Here is a 16559-nt window from a genome sequence, read left to right as displayed (position 1 = left end):
ATAATTTTTTAAAATTTAAATTCGTATGATATACTAGGTACGATCCCAAAGAATGATAATTTGGTTGCTTGTGTCATTCCTGTAGCGATCTCTACGTTGTTAGTTTCGCCAATTTCATTGAAATAGATCGAGGCTGCATTTTGCCTGTTATACAGATTAACAATACTGAAAACCCATTTTCCTTTTTTACCTTTTTTTGGATTTAATGTTGCAGAAATATCTAATCTGTGATATGTAGGTAATCGATTGCCATTTCTATTGTTATAATCGGCTACTACTAGTCCATTTTGTGTATATCGTCCTGTAGGGTAAGTAACTGGTCTTCCTGAACCAAAAATGAAGTTTGCTCCAAAATCCCATCTATTATTAAGTTTATAGAAACCAACCAGGTTTAGTTCGTGTAATTGATCACTATTGCTGGGGTAGTATTTATTATTGTTAATACCCAGTACTTTGTTTTCAGAGCGAGCGAGGGTATAACTCAGCCATCCTGTAAGCTTGCCTTCGTTTTTGTTAAGCTGTACTTCAAGTCCATATGCTCTTCCTTTTCCTTGTACGACCTGAGTTTCTATTTCTTCAGTAAATAAAAGGTCTGCTCCGTCAATAAAATCGGTTACATCTTTTAGTTTTTTATAATAAGTTTCAAGGCTTAGATCATATTTCCCTTTTTTAAAAGATTTAAAATATCCAAGTGCGAGCTGATCTGCTGATTGTGGTGATAAATACGGGCCACTGGGCGACCATACATCTAGAGGAGTAGGAGAAGTAGTATTAGAAATAAGATGTAAATATTGATACATTTTATTATAACTTAGTTTTAAAGAATTAGATTCGTTTAAAAGGTATCGAATAGAAATTCTAGGTTCAAAACCATTAAATGTTTTAATGCGTTTTCCAGAACTATAATTCGTGATCTGTGTAACTTCATTTTCTTCATAAATATCTTGTTCTGGGTTATAGGAAAGAGGAGTTCCTGTATTATATTCACGAATATCTTCCTGTCCTAACCTTGAGAAGTTTGACCAACGTACTCCATATTGTAAACTTAAATCTTTAGAAAGTTTTTGTTTTAAATCGGCATAAATACCATTTTCTAAACCAAATTTCTGACTAAATTCTTCCTCATTAATAGTAGAGCCTTTAAAAGGGGATATTTTTCCTGGTTTGAAATTGTAATAGGTAATATCGATACCTGTCTTAAGAGTATTATTGTTATTAATAAACCAGGATAACCTTGGTTTGAAATTATAGTTAGTAATACTGGATTTCCATCTAAACTCAGATCCTGTTCTCAAATTATCAAGGTTATAATCGTAATTGCTGTAGATAGCAGAGGTTTGCAAAAAGAGTTTTTCGTTAAGAATACTAGTCCAGCGTAAGGATGTCGATGTGTTTCCCCATATGGTTCCTAAAAACTTATCTAGCTCGAATTTATCCCTGCCAAAATATCCTGATAAAAATAAACGATTGTTGGTATTAATATTGTAATTCGATTTAAGGTTGAGGTCATAGAAAAAAAGCGAACTATCTTTAAAATCATCGGTAAGAAAAGTAAACAAGTCAATATAAGACCTCCTACCTGCGAGCATATAGCTTCCAGAAGCTTCTTCTTTATTCCCTTTTAATATAGGCCCTTCTATAAGTGCTTTTGCCGAAATTAAACCAACTCCTATTTCTCCACCAAACTTTTTAGTACTACCCTCTCGTTGTTTAATATCTAGTACAGATGATAATCTACCTCCATATATTGATGGGATTCCTCCTTTGTATAGCTTTGCATTTTTAATAGCATTAGAATTAAAAACAGAGAAAAAACCAAACAGATGAGAGGCATTATAAATAGTAGCTTCGTCAAGAAGTATAAGGTTTTGGTCAACAGATCCACCTCTTACATTAAATCCAGAAGAAGCTTCATTAACACTGGATACGCCAGGTAATAATTGAAGTGATTTTAATACATCTGGCTCACCAAGTATAGCAGGTAGTTTTTTGATGGTTTCTCCTTTTAAGGATATCACACTCATTTCGGTCGACTCGATATTCTTTCGGGTTGTATTAGAAGAAATTATAATCTCATCTAATTCTGCCAATTCTTCGGTGAGATCGAAGTCTATTTTCTGATTGCCAGTTATACTAATCTCTTTACTAATGGTTTTATATCCTAAATAGCTAATTTCAATTTGATGAATGCCTTTTTTTAGGTTTATAGAATAAAAACCATAGTCGTTTGTGGTAGTTCCGTAAGTATTATTAATAATAATATTAACTCCCAGTAGCTTTTCTCCAGAAAGATTGTCTTTTACATATCCACTTATTGAAAATTTTTCCTGGGCATAGCTTCCAAAGCAAAATAGACAAAATAGGTATACAAGTTGTTTCTTCATATTTGATATAGTTTTAAACAATTTTTATTCAAAACTATATCTGTTGTATACTATGTATTCTAAAATAAAGAAGAACCTCGAAAAAACCTGATAAGCCTGGTTTTTTTTAAAAGAAGAATTTTTTTCCGAGAAATAATAAAGAAACCTCTAAATGTTATTTTCGATTTTTTCTAAATAACCAAAGCTTTACATATCTCATAAAAACTGCATATGCCTGAACATAACCTATAACTAAACCAGGAACACCATCTCTAAATCCACTTTGTATAATGTAATGTTTTAAAAAGGCCCAAAAAGGTTTTATTACAAAATGATATGGAGTTAATCGTTTTGTTTTTTTGTCGTAATCTTCTGCTTGCCAGGAAGCATATCTGTTTAATTTATTGATATAAGCGTCAAAGGTAGTGTATGTGTTATGGTAAAATTTATTTTTTAATATTCCTATTTTACCTGGAGTAACAATTTCTTCATGTACATGTCTGTCATCATATTTACATTGATCTCTATGAAATAATCGAATAACTTTATCATTTCTCCATCCACTATAATGTATCCTTTCTCCCATAAAATGATTCATTCGCTTTATCCAGTATGCTACAAAATTATCTTTTCCGGGATCTTTTAATACCTCCAGCACTTCATTTTTAAGCTCAGGGGTTACTCTTTCGTCAGCATCAACTAATAATATCCACTGGTGCGTAGCTTGAGGAATAGCCCAATTTTTTTGAAACGAAGGATAATCGAATTTTCTTTGAATAATGAAATCTGTATATTCTCTTGCGATTTCGACCGTTTTATCTGTGCTAAAAGAATCAACAACCATAATTTCATCAGCAAATGAAACTGATTCTAATACATCTTTGATATTATGTTCTTCGTTATAGCAGGGGACTATAGCGGTAACTTTTTCTCTATGTAAAATCTCTTTTTCTATGATGATTTGGTTTTAAAAATGCAAATTACAAGTTTTTACTTAAAAAATTATGCAATTGATTAATGAATAATTCTGTTTTAAAATTAGGGTAAAGTTCTAAAGAATTCTTTTTAAGTTCTTTATTGCTTTTGTTTAAAAATAATTCAGGCATATAATCAGATAAGTGAACCGATGTTTGCCTTTCTCCATCCTCAAACATATTCCAATCTTTTTTATGAATCCAGGGAGAAAAAATAGTAAAAGTAGGTATATCAAGTGCTTTGGCCATATTTACAGCGCCTCCTTCGTTGCCTATTAATGCATCGCAATGAGAGAGAATAGCCAGGAATCCTCGTAAACTTTTGGCAAATACATCAAAATGAATATGCCTCTGCGTTTTAGGCATGGTAAGGTTGTAGATTGTACGGGCATCTTTTTCCTGATTCGGGATGTAATTAAAAAGAATATTTGCATCGGTATTCTTAACAATTGCATCTATAGCTTCTGCCATATACTCGAAAGGAAGTGTTTTTCTCATTTCACTTCCCAAAACACTAATCATTATTAACGGCGTCTTGGTAACAATCCCGTTGGATTCTAAAAACTCACGAGCTTTTTCTTTTTCTTCTTTAGTTAAAAATATTTTCGGTCTTGTAATCTCAGAAGTGATTCTGTTTTCAGGAAAAACCAAACGTAATCTATTTTCTATTGCTATACTAGCATTTGTAATAGGAACAAGATTTCTTTTAATGGTTTTTGTGTAAAAAAACTGAGTATACCATTTATAGAAAGATACTCTTTTTGAAGCACCAGAAAATAGAGTGATGAGGTTGCTTTCTAATTTCCCATATACATCGATTACATGATCATATTTAGACTTTCGTATTTCTTTTAGAAAAGCATAAAAGGCCCTTTTGTCATTTTGATATTCATTTTTAAACTCTATAATATGATCAAAAAATGGATTTTCTGTTATGACAGATTTAGTATTAGAGTTCACCAAAAAATCAATAGTAGCATTAGGGTGCTCTTTTCGTAATGCTTCACAAATAATAGTACTTGTGAGCACATCACCAATCATCTTTTGTTGAATAACCAAAATCTTCATATGCTATTGATCAAAATAATTGAGCTTGTCCTAAAAAAGAGAAGACAAGCTCAAGTTTCTTTCTTCATACTTTACACTATACGGCTACATCATATTCACGAAGAGCATCATTAAGTGAAGTTTTCTTGTCTGTACTTTCCTTACGTTTTCCAATAATTAAAGCGCAAGGTACATTAAATTCTCCAGCAGCAAATTTCTTAGTATAACTTCCTGGGATTACAACAGACCCTGCAGGAACAACCCCTTTTCTTTCTACAGGAGTATTACCTGTAACATCAATAATCTTGGTAGATGCTGTTAATACTACATTAGCACCTAACACAGCTTCTTTTTCTACTCGAACTCCTTCGACTACAATACATCTGGATCCTATAAATGCATTATCTTCTATAATTACAGGAGCAGCCTGTAATGGCTCTAAAACACCACCAATGCCAACACCACCACTAAGATGAACATTTTTTCCTATTTGAGCACAGCTACCCACAGTTGCCCATGTATCTACCATAGTTCCTTGACCTACATAGGCTCCTATGTTTACATAACTAGGCATTAAGATAGTGCCAGGAGAGATGTAAGCACCGTGACGGGCAACAGCATTAGGAACTACACGAATTCCTTTGGCTTCATATCCTTTTTTTAATGGAATTTTGTCGTGATATTCAAAAATCCCGGCTTCTAGAGTTTCCATTTTTTGAATAGGGAAATATAATACTACTCCTTTTTTCACCCATTCATTTACTTGCCAGCCACCTTCTACAGGTTCTGCAACTCTAAGTTTTCCAGAGTCCAATAAGTTAATTACTTCACGTATTGCACTTTGCGTATTTGATTCTTTTAAAAGCTCTCTGTTTTCCCAGGCTTTTTCTATGGTTTCCTTTAGTTGGTTCATCGAATAAAAAATTTTGGTAAAGATAATAGCTTCCTTCGAAAAAAGTATCGATTATAGATATTTTAGGAAACCATTAATAAATAAGTGTCGTTTTGTAATAATATTATATTTTTGCAAAAAAAAAGGAATGCCACGGATTTTAGCGATTGATTATGGAGGAAAACGTTGCGGGATTGCAGTTACAGATGAGTTGCAGATTATTGCTTCTGGGTTGACTACTGTAGATACTGGTGATTTATTATTATGGTTAAAAGATTATGTGTCTAAAGAAGAGGTCGAGCTTTTTATAGTAGGAGAACCTAAAAGGTTGCATGGAGAAGCTTCAGAAAGCGAACAGTTAATTTTACCTTTTTTAGAAAAATTGAATAAATTACTTCCAGATATTCCTGTAAAAAGAATTGATGAGCGCTTTACCTCTAAAATTGCTTTTGATACAATGATTGCTAGTGGTATTTCAAAAAAGAAAAGAAGAGATAAAGCATTAGTAGATCAGATTAGTGCGACGATTATACTGCAAGATTATTTGTATAATCGATAAATAATTAGAAATAAGAAATAAAATATGATACTTCCCATTGTAGCATACGGAGATCCGGTATTGAAGAAAAAAGGAAAAGAGATAACCAAAGATTATTCCAAATTGTCAGAATTGCTGGATAATATGTTTGAGACCATGTATAATGCACATGGGGTAGGATTAGCAGCTCCACAGATTGGACTTCCTATTCGATTATTTATTGTTGATGCAGAACCCTTTTCTGAAGATGAAGAATTATCTAAAGAAGAAGCAGATCGGTTAAAGAACTTTAAAAAAGTATTTATTAATGCTACTATTTTAGAAGAAACAGGTGAAGAGTGGGCTTTTGCCGAAGGGTGTTTAAGTATTCCTGAAATACGAGAGGATGTATTTCGTAATGAAACTATAAAAATTCACTATTTTGATGAGAATTTTGTAGAGCATACCGAGACTTATGGTGGGCTGGCGGCAAGAGTGATTCAGCATGAATATGATCATATCGAAGGTGTTTTGTTCACAGACAAACTATCGAGCCTTAAAAAACGTTTAATAAAAGGAAAACTAGCAAATATTTCTAAAGGGAAAATTAATTCAGAATACAGAATGCGATTTCCTTTACTAAAAAAAGGTAGATAATCACAGGCTACTTTTGATATTTATGTTGGTTAAATGTTTGATTTTTTAAAACGAACTACTGATATTTGCCAACTTTGTGAGGGAGATGAGCAAGCTTTAAGAATTTTAGTAGTGATTGAAATAATTGGCGAGTAAATTCCTTATCGATCTGCATTAATACAGATCTGATCTTTAAAAAGAAATATATCATAAATAGATAAAAATATATGAGCTTAGATAAAATATTAGCAATTTCGGGTAAACCTGGTTTATATGAGTTAAAAACTCAAACTCGAAGTGGGTTTTTAGCAGAATCTTTATTAGATGGAAAAAGATTATCGGTAAGTATAAGACACAATGTAAGTGTGCTTAGCGAAATTGCAATTTATACATTTACAGAAGAAGTTCCTTTACGAGAAATCTTTAAAAAGATTTTTGAAAAAGAAAATGGCGAAAAAGCTATAAGTCACAAAGAATCTAAAGACAAATTAGAAGCTTATTTTAGCGAAGTGCTACCAGATTATGATGAGGATAGAGTGTATGCTAGCGATATGAAAAAAGTAATTCAATGGTATAATATTTTACAATCTAAAGGATTAACAGATTTTGATGAAGCAGAAGAAGAGAAAGTTACTGAAGAAGAAGAATAAGAACATAATTTTTTATAATAAAATCCTGTCGTGAGGCAGGATTTTATTTTTTTATATGTGTTGTGAATTCATTTTCAAATTTTTAAGTTGTTGAAGGAATATGGATAAGTTACATAATATTGATTGATTTTCGATGTATGATTTGATGACTTCTTTGTATTTTTGCGCAAAATTTTAATACAATCTTACTAAATATTTAGTTTACATGGCTAATACCAAATATGTTTTTGTAACCGGAGGCGTGTCTTCTTCTTTAGGAAAAGGGATTATAGCAGCTTCTCTGGCGAAATTATTACAAGCAAGAGGATACAGGGTTACAATTCAGAAACTGGATCCATATATAAATGTTGATCCGGGAACCTTGAATCCATATGAACATGGTGAATGCTATGTAACCGATGATGGAGCAGAGACTGATCTTGATCTGGGACATTATGAGCGTTTTCTGAATACACCAACCTCTCAAGCCAATAATGTAACTACAGGAAGAATATATCAAAGTGTTATTCAAAAAGAAAGAAGAGGAGAATTTTTAGGAAAAACAGTTCAGGTTGTTCCACATATCACAAACGAAATAAAGGAAAGAATACAGATTCTGGGAAAAAGCGGTAATTACGATATTGTAATTACCGAAATAGGAGGAACAGTTGGAGATATAGAATCTTTACCGTATATAGAAGCTGTACGGCAGTTAAAATGGGAACTAGGAGATGCTAATGCTTTGGTTATTCATTTAACCTTAATCCCTTACCTATCGGCAGCAGGAGAGTTGAAAACAAAACCTACCCAGCATAGTGTAAAAACATTGATGGAAAGCGGGATAAAAGCAGATATTCTAGTATGTAGAACAGAGCATGAACTTTCTGATGATTTAAGAAGAAAATTAGCACTTTTCTGTAATGTTAGACAAGAAGCAGTAATAGAATCTATCGATGCATCTACAATTTATGATGTACCTAATTTGATGTTAGAAGAAGGCTTGGATAAAGTTGTTCTTAAACAATTACTTCTTCAAGATGACGATAAACCTAATTTGGAGAAATGGAATGATTTTTTACAAAGACATAAAAATCCAAAATGCCAGGTCACTATTGGACTTATAGGTAAATATGTAGAATTACAAGATTCTTATAAATCGATTTTAGAATCTTTTATTCATGCAGGCGCAGAGAATGAAGTGAAAGTAAATGTGGTAAGTATACATTCAGAATATATTACTAACGATACAATAAAAAATGAAATAGCTCACTTAGACGGGATTTTGGTTGCACCGGGATTTGGTGAACGTGGGACAGAAGGAAAAATAAAAGCAGTGCAATTTGCAAGAGAAAATAAACTCCCGTTTTTTGGAATTTGTTTAGGAATGCAAATGGCAGTTATTGAGTATTCTCGTAATGTTATGGGAATTAAAGAAGCTTCTTCTAAAGAAGTAGATGAAAATACACCACACCCAGTAATTGATATTATGGAAGAGCAAAAAGATATTATAGATATGGGAGGGACTATGCGATTAGGTTCCTGGGATTGTGAATTGAAAGAAAACAGTAAAGTGTTTGAAGCATACGGAAAATCTATGATAGCCGAACGTCATCGCCATAGATATGAATATAATAACAATTATAAAGAACAATTAGAAAAAGCAGGACTTAGGACTACAGGGGTTAATCCAAAAACAGGATTGGTAGAAATTGTAGAAATTCCAGATCATCCTTGGTTTGTTGGGGTTCAATACCATCCAGAGTATAAGAGTACAGTTGCAAACCCACATCCTTTGTTTATTGCTTTTATAAGAGCAGCTGTAGAATATTCAAAAAAGAATAAGAATGCCAAAGTGTCACAAGGATAGCAATTGGCCAGATAATTGACAACAAAATAACAATATATAATTCTAAAAGCCTTTCTGAGTAATCAGATAAAGGCTTTTTATACATCAATACATGGAAGAAAAGAAATTTGATCTTAATTCGATAATTGGATTTGCACTTATTTTTGGAATCATCGTTTGGATGTTCTATCTAAATCAACCAACTCCAGAAGAAATTGAGGCAGAAAAAGCTAAAAAAGAACAGTTAGAGTCAGAGACAAAAACAGACAAGGAAAAAACTACAGATTTTGTAAAAGAAAGTGAAGCTATCATAGCAAGTCCATCAGATTCTGTTGCATTATCTAATGCAAAATCACAATTAGGGGCATTTTCGTATTCTGCTAGTTTACCTTCGGCCAAAGATGAATTTACCAAGATTGAGAATGAAGTTTTGAGCCTTAAAGTAAATAATAGAGGAGGGTATATCTCTGAAGCATTATTAAAAAACTTTAAAACCTATGATTCGGTTCCTGTATACCTGATTAAGGATGGGAAAAATGCTTCTTTCAATATTAATTTTGGAACCACAGATAATAGAATCCTAAATACAAAAGATTTATTCTTTGAACCTACGATAACCAAAAACGGAGAGAATACAATCTTATCTATGAAACTAAAGGTTTCGAACACCAAATTTCTAGAGTATCGATATGAACTGAAACCAGATGAGTATATGGTTGATTTTACAGTTCGATCTCAAGGGTTACAACAAGTAATTAATAGTGGGCAAACAGTAAACCTAGATTGGCAACTGCAAGGGATAAGACATGCTAAAAGTGCAGCATATGAAAATCGATATACCGAGGTTTTATATGAATATGATGGTGATAAAGATGACTATTTAGGACAAGGAGAATTTGCAGATGACGAAGAGCAAGATGTGAGTTGGATAGCTTTTAAGCAACATTTCTTTACTTCTGTGCTGCTAACAGATGCTCCATTCAAAAAAGCATCTTTTACTTCTAAAAATATAGCAAATTCAAGTGAGTTGGATGATAAAGATATAAAAGTAACCAAAGAATTTTCTGCCTCTATGCCTTTAGAACTACAAGGAGGAGAGCTTAATTATTCAATGGATTGGTATTATGGTCCTACTGATTATAGAATTTTAAATACTTATGAACGTAATCTTGATGAAATAGTACCTCTAGGTTGGGGAATTTTTGGGATAATAAATAAGTATTTGTTTATACCGTTTTTTGCATTTTTAAGTGGTTTTCTACCTTATGGGATCGCTATTATTGTGATGACTATTATTGTACGTATCATTTTATCTCCTGTTACATACAAGTCATATTTATCACAGGCTAAAATGAAAGTTTTACGACCAGAGATTACAGAAATTAATGAGAAGCATAAGGATAATGCGATGAAGAGGCAACAAGAAACAATGGCTCTTTATGGTAAAGCAGGGGTTAACCCGATGAGTGGTTGTTTGCCAGCAGTAATGCAGATTCCTGTTTTTTATGCCTTATTCAATTTCTTCCCAAGTGCATTTCAATTACGACAAAAAAGTTTCTTGTGGGCAGATGATTTATCTAGCTATGATACTATAGCAGAGCTGCCATTTACAATACCTTTTTATGGAGATCATATCAGTTTGTTTCCTATACTGGCATCGGTAGCTATTTTTATCTACATGATGATGACTACAGGGCAAACTATGCAAACACAACAACCAGGGATGCCTAATATGAAATTTATTATGTATTTATCCCCATTAATGATGTTGTTCTTCTTTAATAACTATGCGAGTGGTTTATCATTATACTATTTTATTTCTAACCTAATTACTATCGGGATTATGTTAGTCATTAAAAATGTGATTATTGATGAAGATAAGATTCATGCCAAAATTCAAGAAAATAAGAAGAAACCTAAGAAACAAGGTAAGTTCCAGAAAAAGATGAAAGAATTAATGGAGCAGGCAGAACAACAACAAAAGACAAAAAAGAAATAACCTTTATGTCGATATATTTTAGAAAAGCTCCTGAATAAGGAGCTTTTTTTTAATTTAACCTTCGTTTTGTGAATTTGATTTTATAATATTGGTATACTTTTTGGAGATTAGATGTGTTGAAATAATGTCCCAAATTAAATTGTAGTTATGCGAAGTATATTTTTATTTTGTAGTTTATCTTTTCTTGTATGTTACTCTGTTTTAGGTCAAAAATATAATGCATTTGATGCTAATGGTAAACGACATGGTAAATGGCAAAAAAAATATGAAGGTAGTGAACAGCTACGCTATGAAGGAAAATTTGATCACGGAAAAGAAATAGGAGAATTTAAATTTTATCAACCTAACGGAGGTAGTTCTCCTACAGCAATTAAGTTGTTTTCTAAAAGTAGCGATACTGTTAGTGTTAAATACTTTACTCAAAAAAGGAAAGTAATAAGTGAGGGCCAGATGATTGGTAAAAACCGTATAGGAATATGGAAATATTACCATAAAGGATCCGATAAGATCATGATGACTGAACAATACCAATCTGGAAAATTAGATGGAGAACAACTTACCTATTTTGAAAATGGCCAGTTAACCGAAAAAACTTCGTATATCAATGGCAAGCAAAACGGAAAAAGAACTATGTACTCTGATACAGGTGTGATTATAAAAGAATTTACCTATGATAATGATCAATTACATGGGATTACTAAGTATTATGACATAAACGGAGTATTGATTATCGAAGGAAATTATAAAAGAGGACGTAAAAATGGTATGTGGAAATACTATAAAGAAGGAAAACTCTCTGAACAAAAATTATTCCCGGTTCAAAAAAGAGGGTTTTAAGATTGATATATAAAATATCGGTATAGATAAAACCATAAAGCATTGCGCTAGCATTGCTTTTTTTATTTATTACTTTTGCATAAAATTTTAAAGATTAAATACAGCATTTTTGATGAAGAGAGTAATCGTAGGATTATCGGGTGGAGTTGATTCTAGTGTAGCCGCATATTTACTTAAAGAACAGGGATATGAAGTTATTGGCTTGTTTATGAAAAACTGGCATGATGACTCCGTTACAATATCTGATGAATGTCCTTGGTTAGATGATAGTAATGATGCATTATTGGTAGCAGAAAAATTAGGAATACCATTTCAGACAGTTGATCTTAGTGAAGAGTATAAGGAACGTATAGTTGATTATATGTTCAACGAATATGAAAAAGGACGTACACCAAATCCGGATGTATTGTGTAATCGTGAAATTAAATTTGATGTTTTCCTAAAAATTGCGTTATCTCTTGGAGCAGATTATGTGGCTACAGGGCATTATTGTAGAAAGGATACTATTATAAAAGATGGAAAAGAAGTATATCGTTTATTAGAAGGAAAAGACCCTAATAAAGATCAATCCTATTTTTTATGTCAATTATCTCAGGAACAACTGGCAAAAACGCTTTTTCCTGTAGGTGAATTACTGAAACCCGAAGTTAGGGATATTGCTAAAGCGCAAGGTTTAGCAACCGCAAATAAAAAGGACTCTCAGGGATTATGCTTTATCGGGAAAGTTAGATTGCCAGAATTTCTTCAACAAAAATTACAACCAAAACAAGGAAATATTATTGAAATATCTCCTTCAGAAAAAAAATATCAACGAGAACATCCTCAATTTGTATCCAAAAGAGACGAATTAGAGTTTTTATCTAATAAATATACGTATGATATTAATGATGGTAAGGTAGTAGGAAAACATCAGGGCGCACATTTTTATACTAAAGGACAACGCAAAGGTTTGGCTGTTGGAGGTACACCAGAACCACTTTTTGTAATAGAAACCGATGTAGAAACGAATACTATTTATACGGGTCAGGGAAAAAGACATCCTGGATTATATAGAAAAGCTTTGTTTATAGCTATAGAAGAGCTGCATTGGGTGAGAGATGATCTTAAATTAATGATAGATGAAGAGTTGGAAGTAATGGCAAGAATCCGATATAGACAACCGTTAGAGAAAGCTAGATTGTATAGGGTTGACTCTGGGGTGTATGTGGTTTTTGAAAATAATCAAAGCGCAATAACCGAAGGTCAATTTGTGGCATGGTATATCGAAGATGAATTAGTTGGGTCTGGAGTAATCTCATAAAAATTAAACTACACATATTTATATAGTATGAACAAAATTAAAGAGCTATTTAATATTCAATACCCAATAATACAAGGAGGGATGATATGGGCAAGTGGTTGGAGATTAGCAAGTGCAGTGAGTAACTCGGGAGGATTGGGGCTTATAGGATCGGGATCTATGTATCCAGATGTGCTTAGGGAGCATATTCAGAAATGTAAAAAAGCAACTAGTAAACCTTTCGGGGTAAATATTCCGATGTTATATCCCAATTTGGAAGAAGCTATACAAATTATTATCGAAGAAGGTGTAAAAATAGTATTTACCTCTGCCGGGAATCCAAAAATATATACGCCCTACCTTAAAGAAAAAGGAATTACGGTAGTACATGTGGTAAGTAGTCTTAAATTTGCTTTAAAAGCACAAGAAGCTGGTGTTGATGCAGTGGTAGCAGAAGGGTTTGAAGCAGGAGGACATAATGGACGAGATGAGACTACTACACTGGCATTGATTCCTATGGTTAAAGAAAGAATAAATGTTCCTTTAATCGCAGCCGGAGGTATTGCTACAGGTGCAGCTATGTATGCTGTTATGGCTCTGGGGGCAGATGGTGTTCAGGTAGGAAGTCGCTTTGTAGCAAGTGAGGAAGCATCTTCACATATCGATTTTAAAAATATGGTGGTCGAGGCAAAAGAAGGGGATACGCAACTTACTCTAAAGGAGTTAGCCCCGGTAAGACTACTTAAAAATAAGTTTTATCAGGATGTAGCAGCACTATATACTACAGCACCTTCGGTAGATGAGTTAAAAACACTATTAGGACGCGCCAGAGCAAAAAGAGGTATGTTTGAAGGAGATCTAAATGAAGGAGAATTAGAGATAGGACAAGTGTCAGGATTAATTCATGAAATCAAGCCTGCTGGGATCATAATAGAAGATATGATCACAGAATTCAATACTGTACAGTGTGAAATGAACGATGTTTCGCTATAAAAATATTTTTTATTCCGAAATAAGACAAGTAATATGTTGCTCGCAGATATTTAGTGTATTATAAGAATTTATACGTTGCTGTATGGTTTGTATTGTTTCTAGATATTTATTTGTACCTAATATTTTCTCGGTAGCATTTTGTATTGTAATTACTCGAGGTTTTTCTGTTTTTAGATCGATACTGATTCCAGAATAATCCATTCTGGAGCAGATCTCATTTTTACCTTCATTAACTCCTGCAGTAATCATTGGTACACCGTGTTTAATACTAAGTAAGGCACTGCCATACCCTCCATTCATAATAAAAACATCTATATGAGGCATTACAGCATCATAAGCTATAAAATCTTCGATATAATAATGTTGTTGAGGATATCGTTTTTGTAAACCTTTAGTGTCGGTATAGCTTGTAGCTACCAGAACTATGTAATTTGAATCTTTAAAAGCTTCTAGGGATGGAATAATAAGTTTTTCTAGATTTTTCTCTACTGTTCCCTGAGATACCAATATGACTTTTTTAGAGGTGTCTAGAATAGTACTCCAATCTTTTTTTATCTTTTGATTTTTGTTATTAGTTTGAACTTGTAGTGCACCAACATATTTTATAGAAGCTGGAAGATTATACCTTGGGTAATCGATTTCAGGAATCCCATTTTGCAAAAAGATATCCGATTGTAAAGGGGCTACATCAAAAATAGTTAGATTTTCTTCTTCGGGTAAATCCAATGAACGCAACAACTGATTATACGCAACTCTTGTTTCGTCAAAAATAAGCTTGTCTGCCATTAGCTTTATAAAGTTCTGTTTTCTCTTGCCAAAAAATGTTGTAGCGGGCTGATGACCAATGCCGTATAAAGGAATATCGGGTGCAGAAAGCGCTAAAGGTACAACTCCTATGCTAGCAATAGGTATATTAAGTTTTTTCTTAACAATAGATCCCGGGAAAGTGTTGTCGCATACCAAAATGTCAAATGGAAAAACGTCATATATTTCTGCTATATCTTCATAGTAACCTTTCATTCTATTAATAAACAGATTAATGATATCAAACTTAATATGCGCAATTCCTTTTAGCTTTTTTCGATCAGGATACATTTGATCTATTTCCTCTATTTTAAGTTCCTGTGCATTTCGAAATGGTAAATACGGTATTCCCATTTGATGTAGCTTGTTTTTATACCCCTCTCCTGTATACCATCTTACATCATATCCTTTTGTTTTGAGATGGATTGCTATAGCTGTCATAGGATTAAAATGTCCATCTGCGGGTATACACGCGAAAAGGATTTTTTTTTGAGACATCAGTGTCATTAAGATATGTTTTTTAGGAGGGTAAAATTATAATACATTAAAACTAAACCTAATTTTTGATAAAACATTACTTTTGAAATAAAAAGATAAATGAACTCAAGAAAAGATCAGCTTCTAGCTTTTGATAGGTTATTAACTATCATGAATGAGCTTCGTGAGCAATGTCCGTGGGATAAAAAACAAACATTTCAGTCGTTAAGACATTTAACTATAGAGGAGACTTATGAGCTTGGTGATGCAATTCTGGATAATGATCTGGAAGAAATAAAAAAAGAGCTTGGAGATTTGCTATTACATATCGTGTTTTATGCTAAAATTGGGAGTGAAACAAAGGCTTTTGATATTGCAGATGTTGCCAACGAGATTTGTGAAAAATTAGTTCATAGGCATCCTCATATTTATGGAGATGTTATTGTGGATAATGAGGAAGATGTAAAGCGTAATTGGGAAAATTTAAAACTTAAAGAAGGAAAAAACAGCGTTCTCGAAGGGGTTCCTCAATCTTTACCAGCAATGGTAAAGGCAAGTAGGATCCAGGATAAAGTGGCCGGAGTGGGGTTTGACTGGGAAGAACCTTATCAGGTATTTGAAAAACTTAAAGAAGAGCTTGACGAATTACAACACGAAATAGAAGTAGAGGATCATGAAAAAATAGAATCAGAATTTGGAGATGTTCTTTTTTCTATGATTAATTATGCTCGTTTTCTTAAAGTGAATCCAGAAGATTCATTAGAACGTACGAACAAAAAATTTATAAAAAGGTTTCAGTATCTAGAGTCAAAAGCAAAAGAAAATAATAAAAGCCTTAGAGATATGACACTTGCTGAAATGGATGTTTTTTGGGAAGAAGCAAAAAAACTATAGTCATATTTATTAGGTCTGTTACTCCTATATATTATTATCAAAGAAAATATATAGTATTGAGAACAGTTTAACAGTTTACCAAAATTAAAATTTTTAGAAGTATGTGGTTTTTTTAATGGATAAAAAGTGTTTAATCGATTATGAAGCTATCTAATCCTATTTATTCTTACCAAGTTTTTTATTTATATGTTAGAACATAAAAATAACTGGTTTTTTGACAAGAAATAGATTAACGAATACTGTTTTAGCGCTTTTCTGTTATGGTTTTTACTTATTTTATTATCTCAAAAAGCCTGTAAACATTGATTTTTTTGGTAAAATATTATCGGGACACTCTTCTATAACAATTTTTTAACAGAAAGAAATCGTAAA

The 16559-nt window shown here is 32.6% G+C and carries 14 protein-coding genes; 9 read left to right on the top strand and 5 right to left on the bottom strand.

The features are described from left to right. Positions 1-8: 8 nt before the first annotated feature. From NNH57_RS08240 to NNH57_RS08225, 4 genes are all read right to left on the bottom strand, one after another. Complete coding sequence (locus NNH57_RS08240) at positions 9-2384, bottom strand: TonB-dependent receptor (protein WP_108807842.1); 2376 nt, start codon at positions 2382-2384, stop codon at positions 9-11. A 154-nt stretch (positions 2385-2538) separates the two neighbouring features. Further along, positions 2539-3306: a glycosyltransferase family 2 protein gene (locus tag NNH57_RS08235; RefSeq protein WP_074408634.1), complete on the bottom strand. Its 768-nt coding sequence runs from the start codon at positions 3304-3306 to the stop codon at positions 2539-2541. Positions 3307-3343: 37 nt separating this feature from the next. Next, the gene (locus NNH57_RS08230) at positions 3344-4405 is read right to left on the bottom strand and encodes a glycosyltransferase family 9 protein (protein WP_074408633.1); all 1062 of its coding nucleotides are present in this window, start codon (positions 4403-4405) and stop codon (positions 3344-3346) included. A 76-nt stretch (positions 4406-4481) separates the two neighbouring features. Continuing rightward, positions 4482-5297 carry a 2,3,4,5-tetrahydropyridine-2,6-dicarboxylate N-succinyltransferase gene (locus tag NNH57_RS08225; RefSeq protein WP_074408632.1) on the bottom strand — a complete coding sequence of 272 codons (816 nt, stop codon included), beginning with the start codon at positions 5295-5297 and terminating at the stop codon, positions 4482-4484. Positions 5298-5424: 127 nt separating this feature from the next. On the opposite strand from NNH57_RS08225, the gene ruvX reads away from it, so the two are divergent. From ruvX to NNH57_RS08185, 8 genes are all read left to right on the top strand, one after another. Further along, the gene (ruvX, locus tag NNH57_RS08220; protein WP_025667265.1) at positions 5425-5835 is read left to right on the top strand and encodes a Holliday junction resolvase RuvX; all 411 of its coding nucleotides are present in this window, start codon (positions 5425-5427) and stop codon (positions 5833-5835) included. Between the two features lie 24 nt (positions 5836-5859). Continuing rightward, positions 5860-6450 (top strand): peptide deformylase, encoded by a 591-nt coding sequence (gene def / locus NNH57_RS08215; protein WP_108807843.1) that lies wholly within the window; start codon positions 5860-5862, stop codon positions 6448-6450. Between the two features lie 206 nt (positions 6451-6656). Then, positions 6657-7079: a DUF5606 family protein gene (locus tag NNH57_RS08210; RefSeq protein WP_074408630.1), complete on the top strand. Its 423-nt coding sequence runs from the start codon at positions 6657-6659 to the stop codon at positions 7077-7079. A 205-nt stretch (positions 7080-7284) separates the two neighbouring features. Continuing rightward, positions 7285-8925, top strand: a complete 1641-nt coding sequence (locus NNH57_RS08205) for a CTP synthase (RefSeq protein ID WP_074408629.1) — start codon at positions 7285-7287, stop codon at positions 8923-8925. A 91-nt stretch (positions 8926-9016) separates the two neighbouring features. Next, positions 9017-10903 (top strand): membrane protein insertase YidC, encoded by a 1887-nt coding sequence (yidC, locus tag NNH57_RS08200; protein ID WP_074408628.1) that lies wholly within the window; start codon positions 9017-9019, stop codon positions 10901-10903. 147 nt (positions 10904-11050) lie between these two features. Beyond that, the gene (locus NNH57_RS08195; protein WP_074408627.1) at positions 11051-11740 is read left to right on the top strand and encodes a toxin-antitoxin system YwqK family antitoxin; all 690 of its coding nucleotides are present in this window, start codon (positions 11051-11053) and stop codon (positions 11738-11740) included. Between the two features lie 112 nt (positions 11741-11852). Next, entirely contained in the window at positions 11853-13040 is a 1188-nt protein-coding gene (gene mnmA / locus NNH57_RS08190; protein WP_074408626.1) for a tRNA 2-thiouridine(34) synthase MnmA, read from the top strand. A 27-nt stretch (positions 13041-13067) separates the two neighbouring features. Next, the gene (locus NNH57_RS08185) at positions 13068-14012 is read left to right on the top strand and encodes an NAD(P)H-dependent flavin oxidoreductase (protein ID WP_074408625.1); all 945 of its coding nucleotides are present in this window, start codon (positions 13068-13070) and stop codon (positions 14010-14012) included. Positions 14013-14021: 9 nt separating this feature from the next. On the opposite strand, the gene NNH57_RS08180 is transcribed toward NNH57_RS08185, so the two are convergent. Continuing rightward, a complete protein-coding gene (locus tag NNH57_RS08180) occupies positions 14022-15314 on the bottom strand; it encodes a glycosyltransferase (RefSeq protein ID WP_159099213.1) in 1293 nt (430 codons plus the stop codon). 99 nt (positions 15315-15413) lie between these two features. Between NNH57_RS08180 and mazG the strand changes: the two genes are divergently transcribed. Next, on the top strand, positions 15414-16187 hold the full coding sequence (mazG, locus tag NNH57_RS08175; protein WP_074408624.1) for a nucleoside triphosphate pyrophosphohydrolase: 774 nt from the start codon (positions 15414-15416) through the stop codon (positions 16185-16187). Positions 16188-16559: the final 372 nt, after the last annotated feature.

Source organism: Aquimarina spinulae (assembly GCF_943373825.1).
GTDB classification, from domain to species: domain Bacteria; phylum Bacteroidota; class Bacteroidia; order Flavobacteriales; family Flavobacteriaceae; genus Aquimarina; species Aquimarina spinulae.
The sequence above is the reverse complement of the archived record's forward strand: the minus strand, read 5'-3'. Positions and strand labels throughout refer to the sequence as shown.